The organism is Pseudomonas sp. HLG18 (assembly GCF_051903985.1).
Taxonomy (GTDB): domain Bacteria; phylum Pseudomonadota; class Gammaproteobacteria; order Pseudomonadales; family Pseudomonadaceae; genus Aquipseudomonas; species Aquipseudomonas fluorescens_BT.
The window spans coordinates 5815063-5831514 of sequence record NZ_CP195831.1 but is presented as its reverse complement, the minus strand read 5'-3'; the positions used below and the strand labels follow the sequence as shown (position 1 = coordinate 5831514).

18 protein-coding genes are annotated in these 16452 nt (G+C 61.7%); 9 read left to right on the top strand and 9 right to left on the bottom strand.

The genetic code is table 11. From position 1 onward, the window contains the following. Positions 1 to 153: 153 nt before the first annotated feature. On the top strand, positions 154 to 1281 hold the full coding sequence (locus ACSPX5_RS26720) for a sensor histidine kinase (protein WP_207865628.1): 1128 nt from the start codon (positions 154 to 156) through the stop codon (positions 1279 to 1281). Between the two features lie 5 nt (positions 1282 to 1286). Here ACSPX5_RS26720 and ACSPX5_RS26715 read toward each other — a convergent pair whose 3' ends face one another. Then, entirely contained in the window at positions 1287 to 1592 is a 306-nt protein-coding gene (locus tag ACSPX5_RS26715; protein WP_207865627.1) for a chaperone modulator CbpM, read from the bottom strand. Between the two features lie 23 nt (positions 1593 to 1615). After that, entirely contained in the window at positions 1616 to 2566 is a 951-nt protein-coding gene (locus tag ACSPX5_RS26710) for a DnaJ C-terminal domain-containing protein (RefSeq protein WP_169428651.1), read from the bottom strand. 293 nt (positions 2567 to 2859) lie between these two features. Between ACSPX5_RS26710 and ACSPX5_RS26705 the strand changes: the two genes are divergently transcribed. Further along, entirely contained in the window at positions 2860 to 4134 is a 1275-nt protein-coding gene (locus tag ACSPX5_RS26705; RefSeq protein WP_323161482.1) for an Hsp70 family protein, read from the top strand. Between the two features lie 113 nt (positions 4135 to 4247). On the opposite strand, the gene ACSPX5_RS26700 is transcribed toward ACSPX5_RS26705, so the two are convergent. The 3 genes from ACSPX5_RS26700 to ACSPX5_RS26690 form a co-directional block, all read right to left on the bottom strand. Beyond that, positions 4248 to 5261, bottom strand: coding sequence for an AI-2E family transporter (locus tag ACSPX5_RS26700; protein ID WP_169428649.1), 1014 nt, complete (start codon positions 5259 to 5261; stop codon positions 4248 to 4250). 215 nt (positions 5262 to 5476) lie between these two features. Continuing rightward, positions 5477 to 5782, bottom strand: coding sequence for a PsiF family protein (locus ACSPX5_RS26695; RefSeq protein ID WP_169428648.1), 306 nt, complete (start codon positions 5780 to 5782; stop codon positions 5477 to 5479). 63 nt (positions 5783 to 5845) lie between these two features. Further along, positions 5846 to 6640, bottom strand: a complete 795-nt coding sequence (locus ACSPX5_RS26690) for an AraC family transcriptional regulator (protein WP_169428647.1) — start codon at positions 6638 to 6640, stop codon at positions 5846 to 5848. A 98-nt stretch (positions 6641 to 6738) separates the two neighbouring features. Here ACSPX5_RS26690 and ACSPX5_RS26685 point away from each other — a divergent pair, with 98 nt between their 5' ends. Further along, complete coding sequence (locus tag ACSPX5_RS26685; protein WP_169428646.1) at positions 6739 to 7632, top strand: DMT family transporter; 894 nt, start codon at positions 6739 to 6741, stop codon at positions 7630 to 7632. Here ACSPX5_RS26685 and ACSPX5_RS26680 read toward each other — a convergent pair. From ACSPX5_RS26680 to ACSPX5_RS26670, 3 genes are all read right to left on the bottom strand, one after another. Beyond that, positions 7629 to 8519, bottom strand: a complete 891-nt coding sequence (locus ACSPX5_RS26680) for an esterase/lipase family protein (RefSeq protein WP_169428645.1) — start codon at positions 8517 to 8519, stop codon at positions 7629 to 7631. The genes ACSPX5_RS26685 and ACSPX5_RS26680 overlap by 4 nt on opposite strands. 91 nt (positions 8520 to 8610) lie before the next feature. Then, on the bottom strand, positions 8611 to 8916 hold the full coding sequence (locus tag ACSPX5_RS26675) for a DMT family transporter (RefSeq protein WP_007950617.1): 306 nt from the start codon (positions 8914 to 8916) through the stop codon (positions 8611 to 8613). Then, on the bottom strand, positions 8917 to 9555 hold the full coding sequence (locus ACSPX5_RS26670) for an FMN-dependent NADH-azoreductase (protein ID WP_439820568.1): 639 nt from the start codon (positions 9553 to 9555) through the stop codon (positions 8917 to 8919). It lies immediately after the preceding gene. A gap of 119 nt (positions 9556 to 9674) precedes the next feature. On the opposite strand from ACSPX5_RS26670, the gene ACSPX5_RS26665 reads away from it, so the two are divergent. Next, a complete protein-coding gene (locus tag ACSPX5_RS26665; protein ID WP_064593150.1) occupies positions 9675 to 10577 on the top strand; it encodes a LysR substrate-binding domain-containing protein in 903 nt (300 codons plus the stop codon). A 98-nt stretch (positions 10578 to 10675) separates the two neighbouring features. After that, positions 10676 to 11206 (top strand): ferritin-like domain-containing protein, encoded by a 531-nt coding sequence (locus ACSPX5_RS26660; protein ID WP_064379129.1) that lies wholly within the window; start codon positions 10676 to 10678, stop codon positions 11204 to 11206. Positions 11207 to 11317: 111 nt separating this feature from the next. On the opposite strand, the gene ACSPX5_RS26655 is transcribed toward ACSPX5_RS26660, so the two are convergent. Further along, a complete protein-coding gene (locus ACSPX5_RS26655; RefSeq protein WP_439820567.1) occupies positions 11318 to 13393 on the bottom strand; it encodes an AsmA family protein in 2076 nt (691 codons plus the stop codon). A 380-nt stretch (positions 13394 to 13773) separates the two neighbouring features. On the opposite strand from ACSPX5_RS26655, the gene ACSPX5_RS26650 reads away from it, so the two are divergent. The 4 genes from ACSPX5_RS26650 to ACSPX5_RS26635 all read left to right on the top strand — a co-directional run bounded on the left by ACSPX5_RS26650 (position 13774) and on the right by ACSPX5_RS26635 (position 16449). Then, positions 13774 to 14238 carry a hypothetical protein gene (locus tag ACSPX5_RS26650; RefSeq protein WP_207865620.1) on the top strand — a complete coding sequence of 155 codons (465 nt, stop codon included), beginning with the start codon at positions 13774 to 13776 and terminating at the stop codon, positions 14236 to 14238. A gap of 185 nt (positions 14239 to 14423) precedes the next feature. Further along, positions 14424 to 15056, top strand: coding sequence for a TetR family transcriptional regulator (locus ACSPX5_RS26645; protein WP_007950628.1), 633 nt, complete (start codon positions 14424 to 14426; stop codon positions 15054 to 15056). A 221-nt stretch (positions 15057 to 15277) separates the two neighbouring features. Further along, entirely contained in the window at positions 15278 to 15778 is a 501-nt protein-coding gene (gene ureE, locus ACSPX5_RS26640; RefSeq protein ID WP_169428640.1) for an urease accessory protein UreE, read from the top strand. After that, positions 15775 to 16449 carry an urease accessory protein UreF gene (locus tag ACSPX5_RS26635; protein WP_439820566.1) on the top strand — a complete coding sequence of 225 codons (675 nt, stop codon included), beginning with the start codon at positions 15775 to 15777 and terminating at the stop codon, positions 16447 to 16449. Before ureE ends, ACSPX5_RS26635 begins: the two co-directional genes overlap by 4 nt. Positions 16450 to 16452 lie beyond the last annotated feature (3 nt).

Below are 16452 nucleotides of genomic sequence, written 5' to 3'. Positions count from 1 at the left end.
AAGCAGACCATGGCGCACTGCTGTGGCTGCGGTACATAGGTATCGCAGCAGGGTAACTTGTCAGCGGGAATTGCTGGCTCGAACGGCGCTTTCATTCCCGCATAAAGGGGCTAATATTCGAACGCCCCGCCTTGAATTTCCAGGAACCCGGACATGCGTTTATCCGAATTCATCCGGCAACACGCGGATCACATCGTCGAGGAGTGGGAACAGTTCGCCAGGACCATCACCCCGGCGGCCGACACCATGGATCGGGCAGCGCTGCGCGATCATGCCCGGGCGATTCTGCTGGCCGCCGCGCGCGACATGGAAACCGCACAGACCGCCAGCGAGCAGCTCGCCAAGGCCAAGGGCGAAGGCCCGGAGAAAACCCCGAGCCTGGACGAGGCCGGCGCCAGCCACGGTGAGTTGCGTCATACCGTGGGCTTCGACCTGGTGCAGATGACGTCGGAGTTCCGCCATTTGCGTGCCTGTGTGATCCGCCTCTGGGTCGGCAGTCTGGAATCCCCGGACATGGCGTACTTTCAGGACATGATCCGCTTCAACGAAGCCATCGATGAAGCCCTCGCCGAATCGACGGCGGCCTACGCCGAACAGGTCAACCGTTCGCGGGACATCTTTCTCGCCATTCTTGGCCATGACCTGCGCGCACCGCTGCAGGCGGTGAGCATGTCCAACGAATTGCTGATGCGCAAAACCACGCTTGAGGGCGATGCGCTGACTTGCGCACTCAACATCAAGCACAGCGCCCGGCACATGGCGGCGATGGTCAGCGACCTGCTGGAACTGGTGCGCAGCCGCCTCGGCAGGAGCCTGCCCATCGAACCGGCGCCGATGGATCTGGCCGACACGACGCGGGCAGCGATCGCCGAAGCCTGCGCTGCCAATCCCGAGTGCGACCCGACGCTGAAGATCGAAGGGGACACTCGAGGTGTCTGGGATGCGGGACGGCTGGATCAGTTGCTGCAGAACCTGATCGGCAACGCCCTGCAACATGGTTCGAACCCGCGCGAAGTGATCGTGACCTTGCGTGGCGAGAACGACGCGGTGCATTTGTCGGTGCACAACTATGGCGAACCGATCCCGGATGAGGCGATCGGCACGATATTCGATCCGCTGGTACGCAGCGCCGATGAAGAACTCGGACAACCGTCCACCAGCCTTGGCCTTGGGCTGTTCATCGTCAAGGAGGTGGTGACCGCCCACGGCGGGACGATCGAGGTCAGCTCAAGCGAAACCGACGGAACGCTGTTCAGCGTGATGCTGCCAAGGAAGACCTGAAGCGGTCACTCGATCACCAGCCGCGCCAGACGCTGGCGAAGCATGCGGTTCTCGGCCCGCAGCTCCTGCACCTCTTCCAGCAGGTCCAGCGCCAGGGCGACGCCTTCCCATTCCAGCTCCAGGTCGCGCCGCAGCTTGGCGGCGCGTTTGGCCAGGACCAGTTCGTAGTCGGTGAAACGCCATTCCCGGGGCTGCGCGCCCTGAGGTTCGAGGATGCCGTGTTCGACGATTTCGATCACGTAGACGTCCGACAGATCGGCCGCCTCACAGAATTCTGCCATGTCCAGTTGAACGATCAGGGGGCTGCTCATGATGGGCTACTCCGTCGTCAGTATCAGAAGTTCTCTCGCGGATTGAAGGCGGCCTTCTTCGCCAGTTCCTGCCACAGTGCCTTGACGTCATCGCCGTTGGCTTTCGGCATCACGGCCTTGAGCTGGACAAACAGATAACCGCGCTCGCCGGCCTTGTTCTGCAGGCCGTGGCCCTTGGCGCGCATGCGCTGACCGTTCTGGCTGCCCGCCGGCACCTTCAGGTTGATCTTGCCGGTCAGGGTCGGCACGGCCACTTCGGTGCCCAGCGCCAGTTCCCACGGTGCCAGCGGCAAGGTGATGATCAGGTTTTCGCCTTCAACGTCGAATTTCGGGTGCGGTGCGAATCGGATGGTCAGGTACAGATCGCCATTGGCGCCGCCACCGATGCCCGGTGCGCCCTGGCCCTTGAGGCGGATGCGCTCGCCGTCGGTCACGCCCGCCGGGATCTTCACGTTCAGGCTCTTGCTGGTGTTGCTGATGTGCTGGCCGTTGGCGTTGTATTGCGGTACCTGGAAGCTGATCTTTTTCGATTCGTTCGACAGGGTTTCTTCCAGGAAAATCGGCAGTTCCAGTTCCACGTCTTGCCCTCGGCGCCCGGCGCTGCGAGATTGCCGGCCAGCGCCGCCACCGAAACCGGGGCCGCGATTGCCGAAGATCGAACTGAAGAAGTCCGAGAAGTCACCGGTGTCGCCACCGCCGCCGCCAAAACCGCCACGGCTCTGCCAGCCCGGCGGGCCCTGGAACGGCTGACCGTGCTGGCCATAACGACGCAGTTCGTCGTATTCGGCGCGCTTGTCAGCGCTTTTCAGCGCTTCATAGGCTTCCGAGGCGTCCTTGAACTTGGCCTCGGCGTCCTTTTCCTTGCTGACATCGGGGTGGTATTTGCGCGCGAGCTTGCGATAGGCCGCCTTGATCGCCTTGTCGTCAGCCGTTGGCTCCACGCCGAGTATCTTGTAATAGTCTTTGAAGTCCATCGAAGGAGTCACCATCCGTTATCGATTTCGCGCCATCTTCAGCATGCGCCGATTTGCGCGTGCCGGGTTGACCGATCTCAAGTTTGTGACCGGGTGGCGCAGCAGAAGTTTATCGGCAGTGGACGGCGGTTCTTGCGACCACCGGTGTGTCTGCCGGCCCATGCCAGCAAGTTTGGGGCAAAGCGCCGACTTTCAAGCAAGCTTAGTCGCTAAATAGCAGATGACCGGCCTTCGAATCTGTCGCGCACTGACATACACTGCGCGGCCGTTTTTTTGACCGGAACCGAAAGACCATGAAAGACGCCTCTCCAGCCCGTGCCTGCGGCATCGACTTCGGCACGTCCAACTCCACCGTCGGCTGGCTGCGCCCCGGCATGGAAACGATGATCGCGCTGGAAGACGACAAGATCACCCTGCCGTCGGTGGTCTTTTTCAACATTGAAGAGCGCCGCCCGGTGTACGGACGTCTGGCGTTGCACGAGTACCTGGAAGGCTACGAAGGCCGGCTGATGCGCTCGCTCAAGAGCCTGCTCGGTTCCAAGCTGATCAAGCACGACACCAGCGTCCTTGGCACCGCGATGCCGTTCAAGGACTTGCTCGGACTGTTCATCGGTCAGCTCAAGAGCCGCGCCGAAGCTGCCGCCGGTCGTGAATTCGAGCAGGTTGTACTGGGCCGTCCGGTGTTCTTCGTCGACGACGATCCGCTGGCCGACCAGGAAGCCGAAGACACCCTGGTGGAAGTGGCACGCAAGCTCGGTTTCAAGGACGTGTCGTTCCAGTACGAACCGATTGCCGCGGCCTTCGACTACGAGTCGACCATCGAAAAGGAAGAACTGGTACTGATCGTCGACATCGGCGGTGGTACCTCGGACTTCTCGCTGGTGCGCCTGTCGCCCGAGCGTCGGGGGATGGACAACCGTCACGACGATATCCTCGCCACCGGCGGCGTACACATCGGCGGGACCGATTTCGACAAGCAATTGAGCCTGCAAGGCCTGATGCCGCTGTTCGGCTATGGCAGCCGCATGAAGAGCGGTGCGCTCATGCCGACCAGCCACCACATGAACCTGGCAACGTGGCACACCATCAACTCGGTGTACTCGCAGAAATCCACCCTGGCCCTGGGCAGCATGCGCTACGACATCGAGGACACCGGCGGCATCGACCGTCTGTTCAAACTGATCGAACAGCGCGCCGGACACTGGCTGGCGATGGAAGTGGAAGAAACCAAGATCCACCTGACCCACAACGACAGCCGTCACGTGCCGCTGGATCGCATCGAGCCGGGGCTGAGCGTGGAACTGAGCCGCGCCCTGTTCGAAGCGGCGATCGATGCGCAACTGGAGCGGGTACGTGGCAGCGTTACGCAATTGCTGGCGGACGCCAACGTGGCGGTGGGTCAGGTCGATACGGTGTTCTTCACCGGCGGTTCGAGCGGTATTCCGGCACTGCGCAACAGCGTTTCGGCGATGTTGCCCAACGCGCGGCATGTGGAAGGGAACATCTTTGGCAGCATTGGCAGCGGTCTGGCGATTGAAGCCATGAAACGCTATGGCTCGGTGAACTGATCCAAAAGCGGCGGTGCGCCCTTCGCGAGCAAGCCCGCTCCCACAGGTTCAGTGTGATCCTGTGGGAGCGGGCTTGCTCGCGAAAGGGCCAGTTCAGACGCTGGAAGTCTGGATCAAACCATCCCGCCCAGCTTCAACTCACTCTTCAGGTACGCGTAATAGATCGGCCCCGCCACCACCCCCGGCAGGCCGAACGCGGCCTCGAACACCAGCATCGCCAGCAGCAACTCCCAGGACTTGGCACTGATCTGCCCGCCGACAATGCGCGCGTTGAGGAAATATTCGAGCTTGTGGATAAAGATCAGGTAACCCAGCGCGGCAACCGCTACCCAGATCGACAGTGACAGGCCGACGATGGTGATCAGCGTGTTCGACATCAGGTTGCCGATCACCGGCAGCAGACCGAGCAGGAAGGTCAGCACGATCAGGGTCTTGGTCAGCGGCAGCTTGATCCCGAACAGCGGCAGGATCACCGCCAGGAAGATCCCGGTGAAAAAGGTGTTGAGCAGGGAAATCTTGATCTGCGCGAAGACGATATTGCGAAACGCCTGAACCAGCAGGTGCAGACGGTCGAACAACGCAGCCGCCAGCGGCTTGCGCTTGGTGACGTCCGGCACGCGCTGCAAGGCGATGATCGCGCCGAGCACCATGCCGATCAGCAGCGTCACGAACATGTGCGCCGCGTCCTTGCCCACCAGTTGCAGGTCGGCCAGGTGTTTGCTCATCCAGTCGCCGATGGCCACCCGGAACTCGGCAGCGCTGGCCGGCAGGTAGGCGTCGATGAACGGCGGCAACTGCCCGCGCGCGCGGTCGACCACGCCCATGAATTTGTCGAGGGAAGCGCCGGGGTTTTCCGCCTCGTGCAGCAGGAAACTGATGGCCCCGGCAAAGATCAGCGCCAGCACACTCACCACCAGCGTGCCCAGCAACGCCACCGCCAGCCAGCGTGCGCGGCGACCTTCGATCAGCCGCTGCAGTTGCGGGGTGAGCATGTTGACCAGCTCGAACACCAGCAACCCGGCCAGCAGACTGGGCAGCAGACGCAATGGCAACACCAGCAACAGACCGCCGAAAATGATGATGCAACTGACCCAGAACACAACATGACGCTCAGAAAACGTTGGCATACAGCCTCAAAACGAACGGCGTAAAAGGATTGGCAGTCTGCCAGCGATCCGAGAGGAGCACTAGGGATATGCGGGCAGACCTTTCGGGCCTCATCGCTGGCAAGCCAGCTCCCACAAGTTAAGTGTCGAACACAAATGTCGTGAACAGCCTCACTCCCTGTGGGAGCGGGCTTGCCCGCGATGGGGCCAGCACACTCACCACAAAGCTCTGGCGTTTATTTCTTCTTCAGGCAATCACTCATGAACGTCTTGCGCGCATCGCCGGTCAGCGCCTTGGTCTTGGCATCGGCATTACAGGTCTTCATCTTTTCCTGCTGCGGGGTCAGGGTCTTGGCGTCATTGGCGGCCGGCGCGGCCTTGAGGCAAGTGCTCATGAAGGCTTTGCGCTCGTCACCCTTGAGGCTCTTGGCCGTGGCGTCGGCGTTACACGTGGTCATCTTGTTCTGTTGCGCCGTGGCGGCGAAACCCTGGGAGCACAGCAGCAGACCGATCATCAACAAAGGGACACGCAACATCTTCATGGAGTTTTCTCCTTGTCGCCGCATCGATGGATACGGCCTCCGGCTGAGTGTAGTCAAAGCTTGTTACACCTTCCTAGCCTCAAGGTGACTGCGCCGGTATTGTTCCGGCGTACATCCGGCCTGCCGCGCAAACATGGCAATGAACGCCGAGCCGCTGCTGTAGCCGAGATCGAAGGCGATTTCCTGCACGCTACGCGTACTTTCCAGCGCCTCGATGGCCGCGAGATAGCGCAGCCGCTGACGCCATTCGCCGAAACTCATCCCCAACTCCCGCACGAATTGCCGGGCCAGCGTGCGCTCGCTGACATGCACCTGCGCCGCCCAGTGCGCCAGCGGCTCATTGTTGCCGGGCTCGGCCTGCAGGGTTTCGAGGATCGTCAGCAACCCGGGGCTGCTGGCGTATGGCAGATAACACTGATGAACCGGCGCCTGGCGCAGTTGATCCACCAACACCTGGGCCAATCTCTGGTCGGCCTCGAGCGCGGGGATTTTCACATCGCGGGCGGCGAAGTCCTTGAGGATGGCCTTGAGAATATCGCTGATCGCCAGGGTGCAGGCCTGCGCCGGCAAGTCGCAACAGACATCCGGCGCCAGGCAAACCGCCCGATAATTGACCGGCTGATGGCTGTAGAAACTGTGCTCGACCTGCGGCGGCACCCACACCGCGTATTGCGGCGGTGACATGAAACGACTGCCGTCGACATCCATGTGCAGCACGCCGTGAGCCGCGTACTCCAGCGTGCCCCACGGATGGCGGTGCGGCGCGGCGTATTCGTGGGCGTTGAAGTCGGCATAGCGGAAATACACCGCCGATGGCAGTTCGCTGAAATCCAGCAGATCGATGTGTTTACTGTTCATGCTGTCCGGAATCAGAGGCAGGTTGTCCGGTTCGCAGTATAGGCCTGCATCCAGACAGAGGATAATCGCCGTTCATCAACGTACTGGTTTCTCCTCCCATGCAATACGCGTTTCCCCTGCTGGCGATTTTCATCTGGGCCGGCAACACCGTGATCAACAAACTGGCCGTCGGTGCGATCTTCCCCGCCGAGATCGGCTTCTACCGCTGGCTGCTTGCCGGCCTGCTGTTTACCCCGTTCATGCTCAAGAAAGTGATCGCGCACTGGCCGCAGATTCGCCCGAATCTCGGCAAGATCTTCATCCTCGGCGTGCTGGGCATGGCGGTCTATCAGAGCCTGGCCTACTTCGCCGCGACCCTGACCAGCGCCACCAACATGGGCATCATCCTGTCGCTGATGCCGTTGATGTCGCTGGCCATGGCGATCATCAGCCTCGGCCAGCGCCTGACCGCCGGCGCGCTGGTCGGTGCGGTGCTGTCGTTCGCCGGCGTGCTGGTGGTGGTGTCGTCCGGCAGCCTCGGCGCATTGCTGCAACACGGGGTGAACCTAGGTGACGCGATGATGCTGATCGCCACCCTCGCCTACGCGATCTACAGCACCCTGCTGAAAAAATGGCAGCTGCGCCTGCCGCCGCTGGTGTTGCTGTATTTGCAGGTGCTGGTGGCGGTGGTGGTGCTGTTTCCGCTGTATGCCGCGTCGCCGAAAACCGGCCTGACCCTGCAGAACATTCCGCTGGTGCTGTACGCGTGCCTGCTGGCCTCGATGCTCGCGCCGCTGGCGTGGATGCAGGCCGTACAGCGTCTGGGGCCGAGCCGGACCACGCTGTTCTTCAACCTGCTGCCGTTGATCACCGCGCTGATTGCCGCAGTGGTGTTGAAGGAACAATTGGCGATGTATCACCTGGTCGGTGGCTTGCTGACGCTGGGCGGGGTGATTCTTTCCGAACGCTGGACCACCGTCCTCGGTCGCTCCCGCACTCCGAGCGCCGCCTAGACCCCGGCGGCTTTCAAACGCGCCGCATGCTCGACGAACAGCCGCACCGGATCCGCCCCTTTGCCGACCAGTCCCAGCGACTGGTTGACGATGTCAAAGTGATCCATCGGGTAGTCATCGCCGATGACCGTGCCCAGGTGCGAGCTGTAGCGTCCGACCATGCCGTCGCACTGCCCCGGCTCGCGCACGAAGGTTTTGGCAAACAAACGACAGCTGCGGTTGGTGCCGTCGAACAGGTTGCCACCACGGTCGGTCTTGCCCGGTTGCAAGGTGCCGGACCACGAGTAATAACGCACCCCGTTGACCTCTTCCGGCCCGTGCCCGCCCCAGGTTTGCGGCAGACCCTGTGGATAACGCTGGTTGAACAGCGCCACGCCTTCGCTGGTCAGGGAATGGTGCGAGGCGTGGATATCCACCGGCAGTTTCGGCCCGTGATAACCGGTTTCCAGCAGCGCCATCAGCCAGCCGACAAAACGCAACAGCGCCTCGAGGATTCGGCCCTTGGCGCTGTCCGCCGGATAGTGTTTCGCCAGATAGTCGGCCAGTTCCGAACCGTGATTGGGCCCGGCCACCGATGTGACCGACGCCACCAGGTCCGGACGCTTGGCCGCCGCGTAACGCGCCGTCAGAGAACCCTGGCTATGGCCGAACAGATTGACCTTGGCCGCGCCGGTCTCGCGCAGGATTTCATCGATGCGCGTCAGCAACTGCTCGCCGCGCACCTCGGTGGAATTGAGCGGCGACACCTGCACCGCGATCACCGTCGCGCCACCCCGGCGCAACGCTTTGATGATCCCGTACCAGTACGGGTACAGCACCAGACGAATGAAACCGAGCATTCCCGGCACCAGCACCAGTGGATAACGTGTGGCCGATTCCTGCGACATGGGCAGACATCCCTGTGGTCGGTGGGTGGAGGCACGACGTGCAAAACGCACGCCAAGCATCCTCCTCGATGATGACAACTCCACGACCAGCCTACTTCAGCCCCACCACCCCCGCCACAATCAGCCCCACCGACAGCAACTTCACCAGCGTCAGGCTCTCGCCCAGCAGCGCGAAACCGAGAAACACCGTGCCGAGCGAACCGATGGCGGTCCAGATCGGGTAGGCGATGCTCACCGGCAACTCGCGCATTGCCAGGGTCAGGAAATAAATCCCGCCCACCGCCGCGACCACGGTGATCAGCGACGGCCAGAGCCGGGTGAAACCCTCGGCGTATTTCATGCCCATGGCGAAGGTGACTTCAAACCCTGCCGCGATCAGCAGAAACAGCCAGGCCACCTAGAACTCCCGGGCGAGATCGAGCAAGCGCTGCTCGGCCTCGGCCACCGACACCGCGAAGGTGCGCTCAGCGGACTCCTCGCCCTCGGCGGCGACCACCGTGACGTCGTTGATACCGATGAAGCCCAGCGCGGTGCGCAACCATGGATCGGCGTGGTTCAGCGCTTCCAGCTCGCCGCCCGGACCGAATCCGAAACCGCCGCGACTGGTGACGATCAGCGCCTTTTTGCCGTGCAGCAGCGGCGTGTACTGGGCGATGCCGTTGTCGAGGGTGTGATCGAACGTGAGGCCCAGACGCACGATCTGATCGACCCAGGCCTTGAGGCCGCTGGGCACGTTGAAGTTGTACATCGGCGTGGAAATCAGCAGCAGGTCGTGATCGAACAGCTCGCCCACCAGTTGATCGCTGAGCGCCAGATCGGCCTGCATCGTTAGCGGCCGCGCTTCGGGTTCCGGATAAAACGCTGCCGCGACAAACGCTTCATTCACCGCCGGAATCACCGCCCGCCCGACTTCACGGCGAGTAACCTGAGCCTGTGGATGACGGACTTGCCAGGCGCTTAGAAAGCTTTCGGCCAAGCGCCGAGAATGGGAGCGCTCACCGCGGGGACTGGCATGAACCACAAGAATCTTGCTCATCTGAAACTCCTTGGGACTAGACTTGAGTGACTGTGTGGCGCCAGATTGCAGGCATCACCTCATCGCCTCAAATGAGCAAAAATCAGTCTGGATGAATTGATTTCATCCATGGAGTTTTCATGTTCGCAGCCTTGCCCCTGACCGCCTTGCGCGCGTTCGAATCCGCCTCACGCCTGCTTAGTTTCAAGGCGGCCGCCGAAGAACTGGCGGTGACGCCGACGGCGATTTCCCATCAGATCCGTTCGCTGGAGGACTGGCTCGGCGTCGCCCTGTTTGAACGTCTGCCGCGTCAGGTGCGCCTGACCGAGGGTGGCGAGCGGCTGTTCCGCAGCCTGCATGGGGCGTTTCTGGAGGTAGCGCAAAGCGTCGACACCCTGCGCCCGCAACGCAGCGGCAGCAGCCTGACGCTGTCGACCACCGCCGCGTTCGCCGCGCTGTGGCTGGTGCCGCGCCTGGGGCGGTTTTACGCAAAACATCCGAACATCAATGTGCGGCTGGATACCCATTGCGAAGTGATCGACCTGCATCAGGACGCCAGCGTCGATCTGGTGTTGCGCTACAGCCTCGACGATTACCCGAACCTCTACGGGCTGTGCCTGTTCGATGAATCGTTCGGCGTGTACGGCTCGCCGGAACAGGTGGCGCTGGCCGCCCGCCGCACCCCGGCGCTGATCAGCGTGCATTGGCACAATTCGAAGCTCTACGCTCACGGTTGGGAGGCCTGGTGCGCCCAGTCGGGCGAAAACTGGTTGAATCAACACCCGGCCGTCCGCGAATACGACGAAGAGCATTACGCCCTGCAAGCGGCCATTGCCGGACAGGGGCTGGTGCTGGCGAGCAACATCCTGGTGTCGCAAAGCGTCGCCAGCGGTCTGCTGGTGCCGTACAAGGGCGAGGTACAGGTCGATGGCGCCGGATACAGCGCACTTTGCGTACCGGGCCGCGAGCGGCACCCGCCGGTGAAGGCGTTTTTTGCCTGGCTGCGCGAGGAGGCATTGCTTTCGGGACATGCCCCGCGCTGAATCCGACAAAACTTTTTGCAGCGTTCATCACTCACAACCAGGTAACGATCACGTCAGCAGAACGTGACGCCAATCGGATTAGCCTCCAGGAGACTGAAATGAGTGACCTGCATTTGTCTGATGTTCAAACCCTGCGCGAGCGCGCACGCCAGCATGTGGAAAATGGCGCGGTGACCGAAAGCTACAGCGCCAACCGTGAAGAAGTGCTGCGCCTGCTCAACGAATCGCTGGCCACTGAACTGGTCTGCGTCCTGCGCTACAAGCGCCACTACTTCATGGCCAACGGCCTGAAAGCCAATGTCGCCGCCGACGAGTTCCTTGAGCACGCCACTCAGGAAGCCGAACACGCCGACCGTCTCGCCGAGCGCATCGTGCAACTGGGCGGCGAGCCTGAATTCAACCCTGACCTGCTGTCGAAGATGTCCCACGCGCAATACGTGGCCGGCAACACCTTGAAGGAAATGGTCTACGAAGACCTGGTGGCCGAGCGGATTGCCATCGACAGCTACCGCGAAATCATCCAGTACATCGGCGAAAAGGATCCGACCACGCGCCGGATCTTCGAAGACATCCTGGCTCAGGAAGAAGAGCATGCGGATGACATGGCGGATATCCTGAAAGACCTCTGAGTCCTCCAGATCCAATCGCGGGCAAGCCCGCTCCCACAGGTTCAGTGAAACCCTGTGGGAGCGGGCTTGGTCCGGGCGGCGATCCGACGAAGAGGCCCTGTCAATCACCGATCATTTTGTAGGTTTCACTGTGACGGGTGCCTTGCCCGCCTTCATCTGCTCCAACAGCGGCGCGCACTGGTTCGGCTCGCCACCGCTCGGCGCCACCAGCGCCAGCAGCCCCGCCGCCGGCGCGGCGATCACGCCCAAGGCCACCATTCCCGCCCCGCGCAACATCAGCGGCACCGCTTTGACCCCGGCATCCGGCTTGATGAACTTGCCACGCACGTACAAGGGTGAGCGCAGGGAAATCAGGCGCCAGCCCTTGGATTCCGGCGTCACCGTCAGATCCAGTTGCTCGGTGGCCATGTTCGCTGTGCCGTCGATGTAGATGATCGCGTTCTCGGTATCGAACACGAACAGCCGCGTGGTCGCCAGGCCGGTTTTGATGTCGAAGTCCGCCGCCGCGCAGTTGATCTTCACTTCCTTGTCGCCAAAGACTTTGCCGACCACGTAGTTACCGACGTTGAGCCCTGCCAACTCCATCAGCTCACGACTGATGGCGCCGTCGTTGATCAGCATCTTCAGGTTGCCGTTGGCACCGCCCAGCAGTTTGGCCACCGAGTTGCCCCGACCGGCGATGTCGGCGTCGCCGTTGAGCTCGCCGAAACTGGTCTTCATCGGTTCAAAGGTCGGGAACAGCTGCTTGAGCTTGAACTTGCGCGCGGTCAGTTTGGCCCGGCCTTCCAGCGGCTCGGTGCGACCGTTGAGGCGAATCTGCGCATCGAGGTTGCCGCCGGCCACGCCGAAACGCAGCGGCTCCAGGCTCAGTTCGCCGTCATTGAGTTTCAGGTGGGTATAGAGGTCGGTAAACGGCAGTTCTTCGCTGTGAACGATGCGCTTGCCGGTGAATTCGACGTCGGCGTCCATGTCGCGCCAGCGCTCGGTCTTGAACTCTTCCACAGGCAGTACCTTGTCTGCCGGCTGCTTGCTTTCGCCGCCACGGGCCTTCTGCTTGGCGTTGGAGTCGGCACCGATCAATGGCGCGAGGTCGGCGAACAACAGTTGATTGGAGAGCAGCGCGCCACTCAGCTTGGGGCGCGGCTGGCTGGCGACGTAAGCCAGATCACCATGGATGTCGCTGCTGCCGATCTTGCCGTTGAACTGTTCATAACGAAATTGCGCGCCGCCCGGCTCATGCAGCTTGGCGATCAAATGGCCGTCAGTGGCATAAGGCGGGGTGTCCGGCAGGGTCACGCCGGTCAGCGGATACAGATTGCCGAGGCTGGCACCCGCCAGTTTCAGGCGCAGATCGAGCGCACCGAGATTCAACGGATCGGTCAGGGTGCCGGCGAGTTCGATGCTGGTGTCGCCGATCTTCGCCTGGGCCTGCAACGGGAACGGCTTGCTCGCATCCTGCAGGGCCAGCAGACCGCCGATCTTGCCTTGGCCGGCGAGTTTCTGGCCGTGGTACTGGCCGGTGACTTTCAGGCCGAAGGCGTAATCCTGCGGTGCACCGCCCTTGTCCTGTGCGGTTTTCGCGGCTTTGTCGCCGACGATGTCGCTGAACGGAATCGGCTTGCCCAGCGGATCGATCAACAGGTCGAGGTTGGTCTTGAGGGTCTGGTCATCCAGAGTGACGTGGCCCTTGTCGAAGCCGATGGCACCGATGTCGACCACCCAGTTCGAGGGCTCGGCATTCGGATCCTTGGGATCGAACTTGAAGGTCCAGTTGGCGCGGCCGTCGGCCAGGCGCTGCAATTGCGCATTGGGTTCGGTCAGGTCGATGCGCGGGATCGTCACCCGTTGTGCCAGCAAGGCCAGTGGCGAGATGCGCAACTCGACCCGTTTGAGGGTGACCATCTGCGGCTGCTTCGACCAGTCCGGGTTGCCCAGCGTCAGGTCTTCGGCCACCACATGCGGCCACGGCACCCAGGCGCGCCAGCCGCCCTCGTCGAGTTCGCGCCGCCAGACCACCGACAGGTTGCCGTTGATGGCGAACGGTCGGTGCAATTCTTCCGAGACTTTGGCGTTGAGCGGCGGTTTGATCCGGTTCCAGTCGAAAAACACGATGATCAACACCAGCACCGCCAGAAGCAGCACAAGGGTGGCGAAGGTCCAGGCGAAGATTTTACGCGTGCGCGTCATGCACAAAGCTCCTGAAAACGACTGCATCCATTGGCACGACGCAGCTGAAACGGCAGGCCATGATGGCCCTCATGAAATCTGTGACTGACAAACAGTCCGCAGGTTTAATCCAAAGCCCTCATAGAGGGAAAAACGGTCGCCATTCTGACCGATCGGTCGAGCAGGCGTTACCGGCCCCGCACATTTGCGGAGCGCGAGTGGGTGGAAAATACCCACCGCAGTGCAAAACCGCCCGCCTGAAACGCCCGAGCTAGAGCCTCCCAAGCGAACAATCAATTCTGTTGATTATTACCATTGTGTTTATGAACTTTTATATCGACTTATCGAGAGTAGCATTGCCCTCGTACCCACTTTATCGCCCTCCCAAGGAGCAACCCAACATGAAACGCCAACTTCTGTTCAGTCTTACCCTCTCGATGCTGGCCAGCACCGCTTTCGCTCTGCCAGCTGCCGATCAAGCGACTCCGCAAGTCAAAACCAGCCACTCGGTGTTCAGCCAGACCGTTGCTGCTGATGGCTCGGACCGCACACCACAAGGCCAGACCCTGGCTGAAAACGGTCGCAACCGTCTGGAAGAAAAAGGTCTGGTTCAAGATGGCTATGACAAAACCCCACAAGGCCAAACCTTAGCCGAAGGCGGCCGTGATCGTCTGGAAGAAAAAGGTCTGGTCCAGGACGGTTATGACAAGACTCCACAAGGTCAAACCCTGGCTTCCGACGGCTACGACAAGACTCCACAAGGCCAGACCCTGGCTTCCGATGGCTACGACAAGACCCCACAAGGCCAAACCCTGGCCGAAGGTGGTGGTGACCGTGTGATCGAACGCAACAGCGCTTTGAGCTAAGCCCATGGCGGCCTGGAAAAAAAGCCCAATCCCCGGATTGGGCTTTTGACTTTTCAGAAGCTGGTAAAGAAGAGTCCTGTATAAAGCAGTCGCGATTCCCTCCTGCATCCCCGCTGCCGTTCGACGCCGACAAAGCCGATTTGCTAGAGTGCGGCGCTTGTCTTGCCTAAGAACACACCCTTGCGATGCTGCCCCGCGCCGAACAGAAACAACAGACCCGCAACGCCCTGATGGACGCTGCCCGCCACTTGATGGAAAGCGGCCGAGGATTCGGCAGCCTGAGCCTGCGTGAAGTGACGAAAACCGCCGGCATCGTGCCCACCGGTTTCTACCGGCATTTCGCCGACATGGATGAACTCGGCCTGGTACTGGTCAGCGAAGTCGGCCAGACCTTCCGCGAAACCATCCGCCTGGTGCGCCACAACGAATTCGTCATGGGCGGCATCATCGATGCCTCGGTGCGGATCTTCCTCGACGTCGTCAGCGCCAACCGTTCGCAGTTCCTGTTTCTGGCTCGTGAGCAGTACGGTGGATCATTGCCGGTGCGTCAGGCCATCGGCCGTCTACGGGAGGACATCAGCTCCGACCTGGCGGCGGACCTGGCCTTGATGCCCAAGCTCCAGCACCTCAATCGCGAAGGCCTCAGCGTAATGGCCGACCTGATCGTCAAATCGGTGTTCGCCACCCTGCCGGACATCATCGACCCGCCGGCCGAAGCCCTGCCGGAGCATCTGACGCCACAGGCCAAGATCACCCAGCAGTTGCGCTTCATCTTTATCGGGCTCAAGCACTGGCAAGGGCTCGGCAGCACCGAGTAGCTCCCTGTTATTACGCACACAACACACTTCCCCCTGTGGGAGCGGGCCATGCATCACGGCTCCGATTTGGTGCATGCAAAAAATTTCATGCACCAAAACACCTCACAATCCTGCAACATCTTGAAACATCCACTACGCTCCGACAGGGTTTTCCTACGTCTCGTCCGATTGGCAAGCCCCTTGCTCTAGCCTGAGCATTGTCCATTGCTGGAAGCTTTCCGATGCTGGTGATTCATCGCAGAATCGACCCCCAACCCGTCTGGGCCGCCGAGTTGCACCTGACCTTCGAGGCCCGGAGCAAAAGCCGCCTGCGCTGTTTCAGTGCCGAAGGCGAAGACGTCGGGTTGTTTCTGGAGCGCGGCCAGCCGCCGTTACATGACGGCGAATGCCTGCAAGCCGAAGATGGCCGAATCGTCCGGGTCTGTGCCCGCCCTGAACAATTGCTGCACGTCACCTGCGCCAACACCTTCGAACTGACCCGCGCGGCCTATCACTTGGGCAATCGCCACGTCGCGCTGCAAGTCGGTGACGGCTGGTTGCGCCTGCTCGACGATTACGTGCTCAAGGCGATGCTTGAACAACTGGGTGCGCAGGTCGAATCGATCGAAGCCCCGTTCCAGCCGGAACACGGCGCCTACGGTGGCGGCCATCACCATTCGCGGCACGGTGACGAAGACTTCAACTACGCGCCGAAACTCCATCAGTTCGGCGTCCGTTTGTGAACCCGGCCTGGGCGCTGCTGCGCCTGGCCAGTCCGCAGCTGCCGATTGGCGGCTACAGCTATTCCCAGGGCCTGGAAATGGCGGTGGATAACGGCCGCGTCGACAGCCCGGACAGCGCTCGCCGCTGGATCAGCGATCAATTGCTGCTCAACCTTGCGCGGTTTGAAGCGCCCATGCTGCTCGCCCATTGCCAGGCCGCAGCGGACGAAAATTGGGATGAGCTGCTGCGTATCTGCGAAAGCCACCGCGCCAGCCGCGAAACCTGCGAGCTGCATCTGGAGAGCCGGCAGATGGGCTACTCATTGCAGCAATTGCTCAACGGTTTGCCCGAACTCGATCAGGCCGCGCGGGATTTTCTCGAACACTGCGCCGAGCCGCACCTGGCCCTGTGCTGGGCATTGGCAGCCCGCGCCTGGCAGATCAGCCCGCAGGACGCCCTCGCCGCGTGGCTGTGGAGCTGGCTGGAAAACCAGCTCGCGGTGCTGATGAAAACCCTGCCGCTGGGCCAGCAAGCCGCCCAGCGCCTGACCAGCGAACTGCTCCCGCTGCTGCAACAGGCCCAGCAGGACGCCACCCGAATCAATCCCGAACACCTCGGCAGTGCCGCGTTCGGTCTGTCCCTGGCGTGCATGGCCCATGAGCGCCAGTACAGCCGCCTGTTCCGTTCCTAGGGC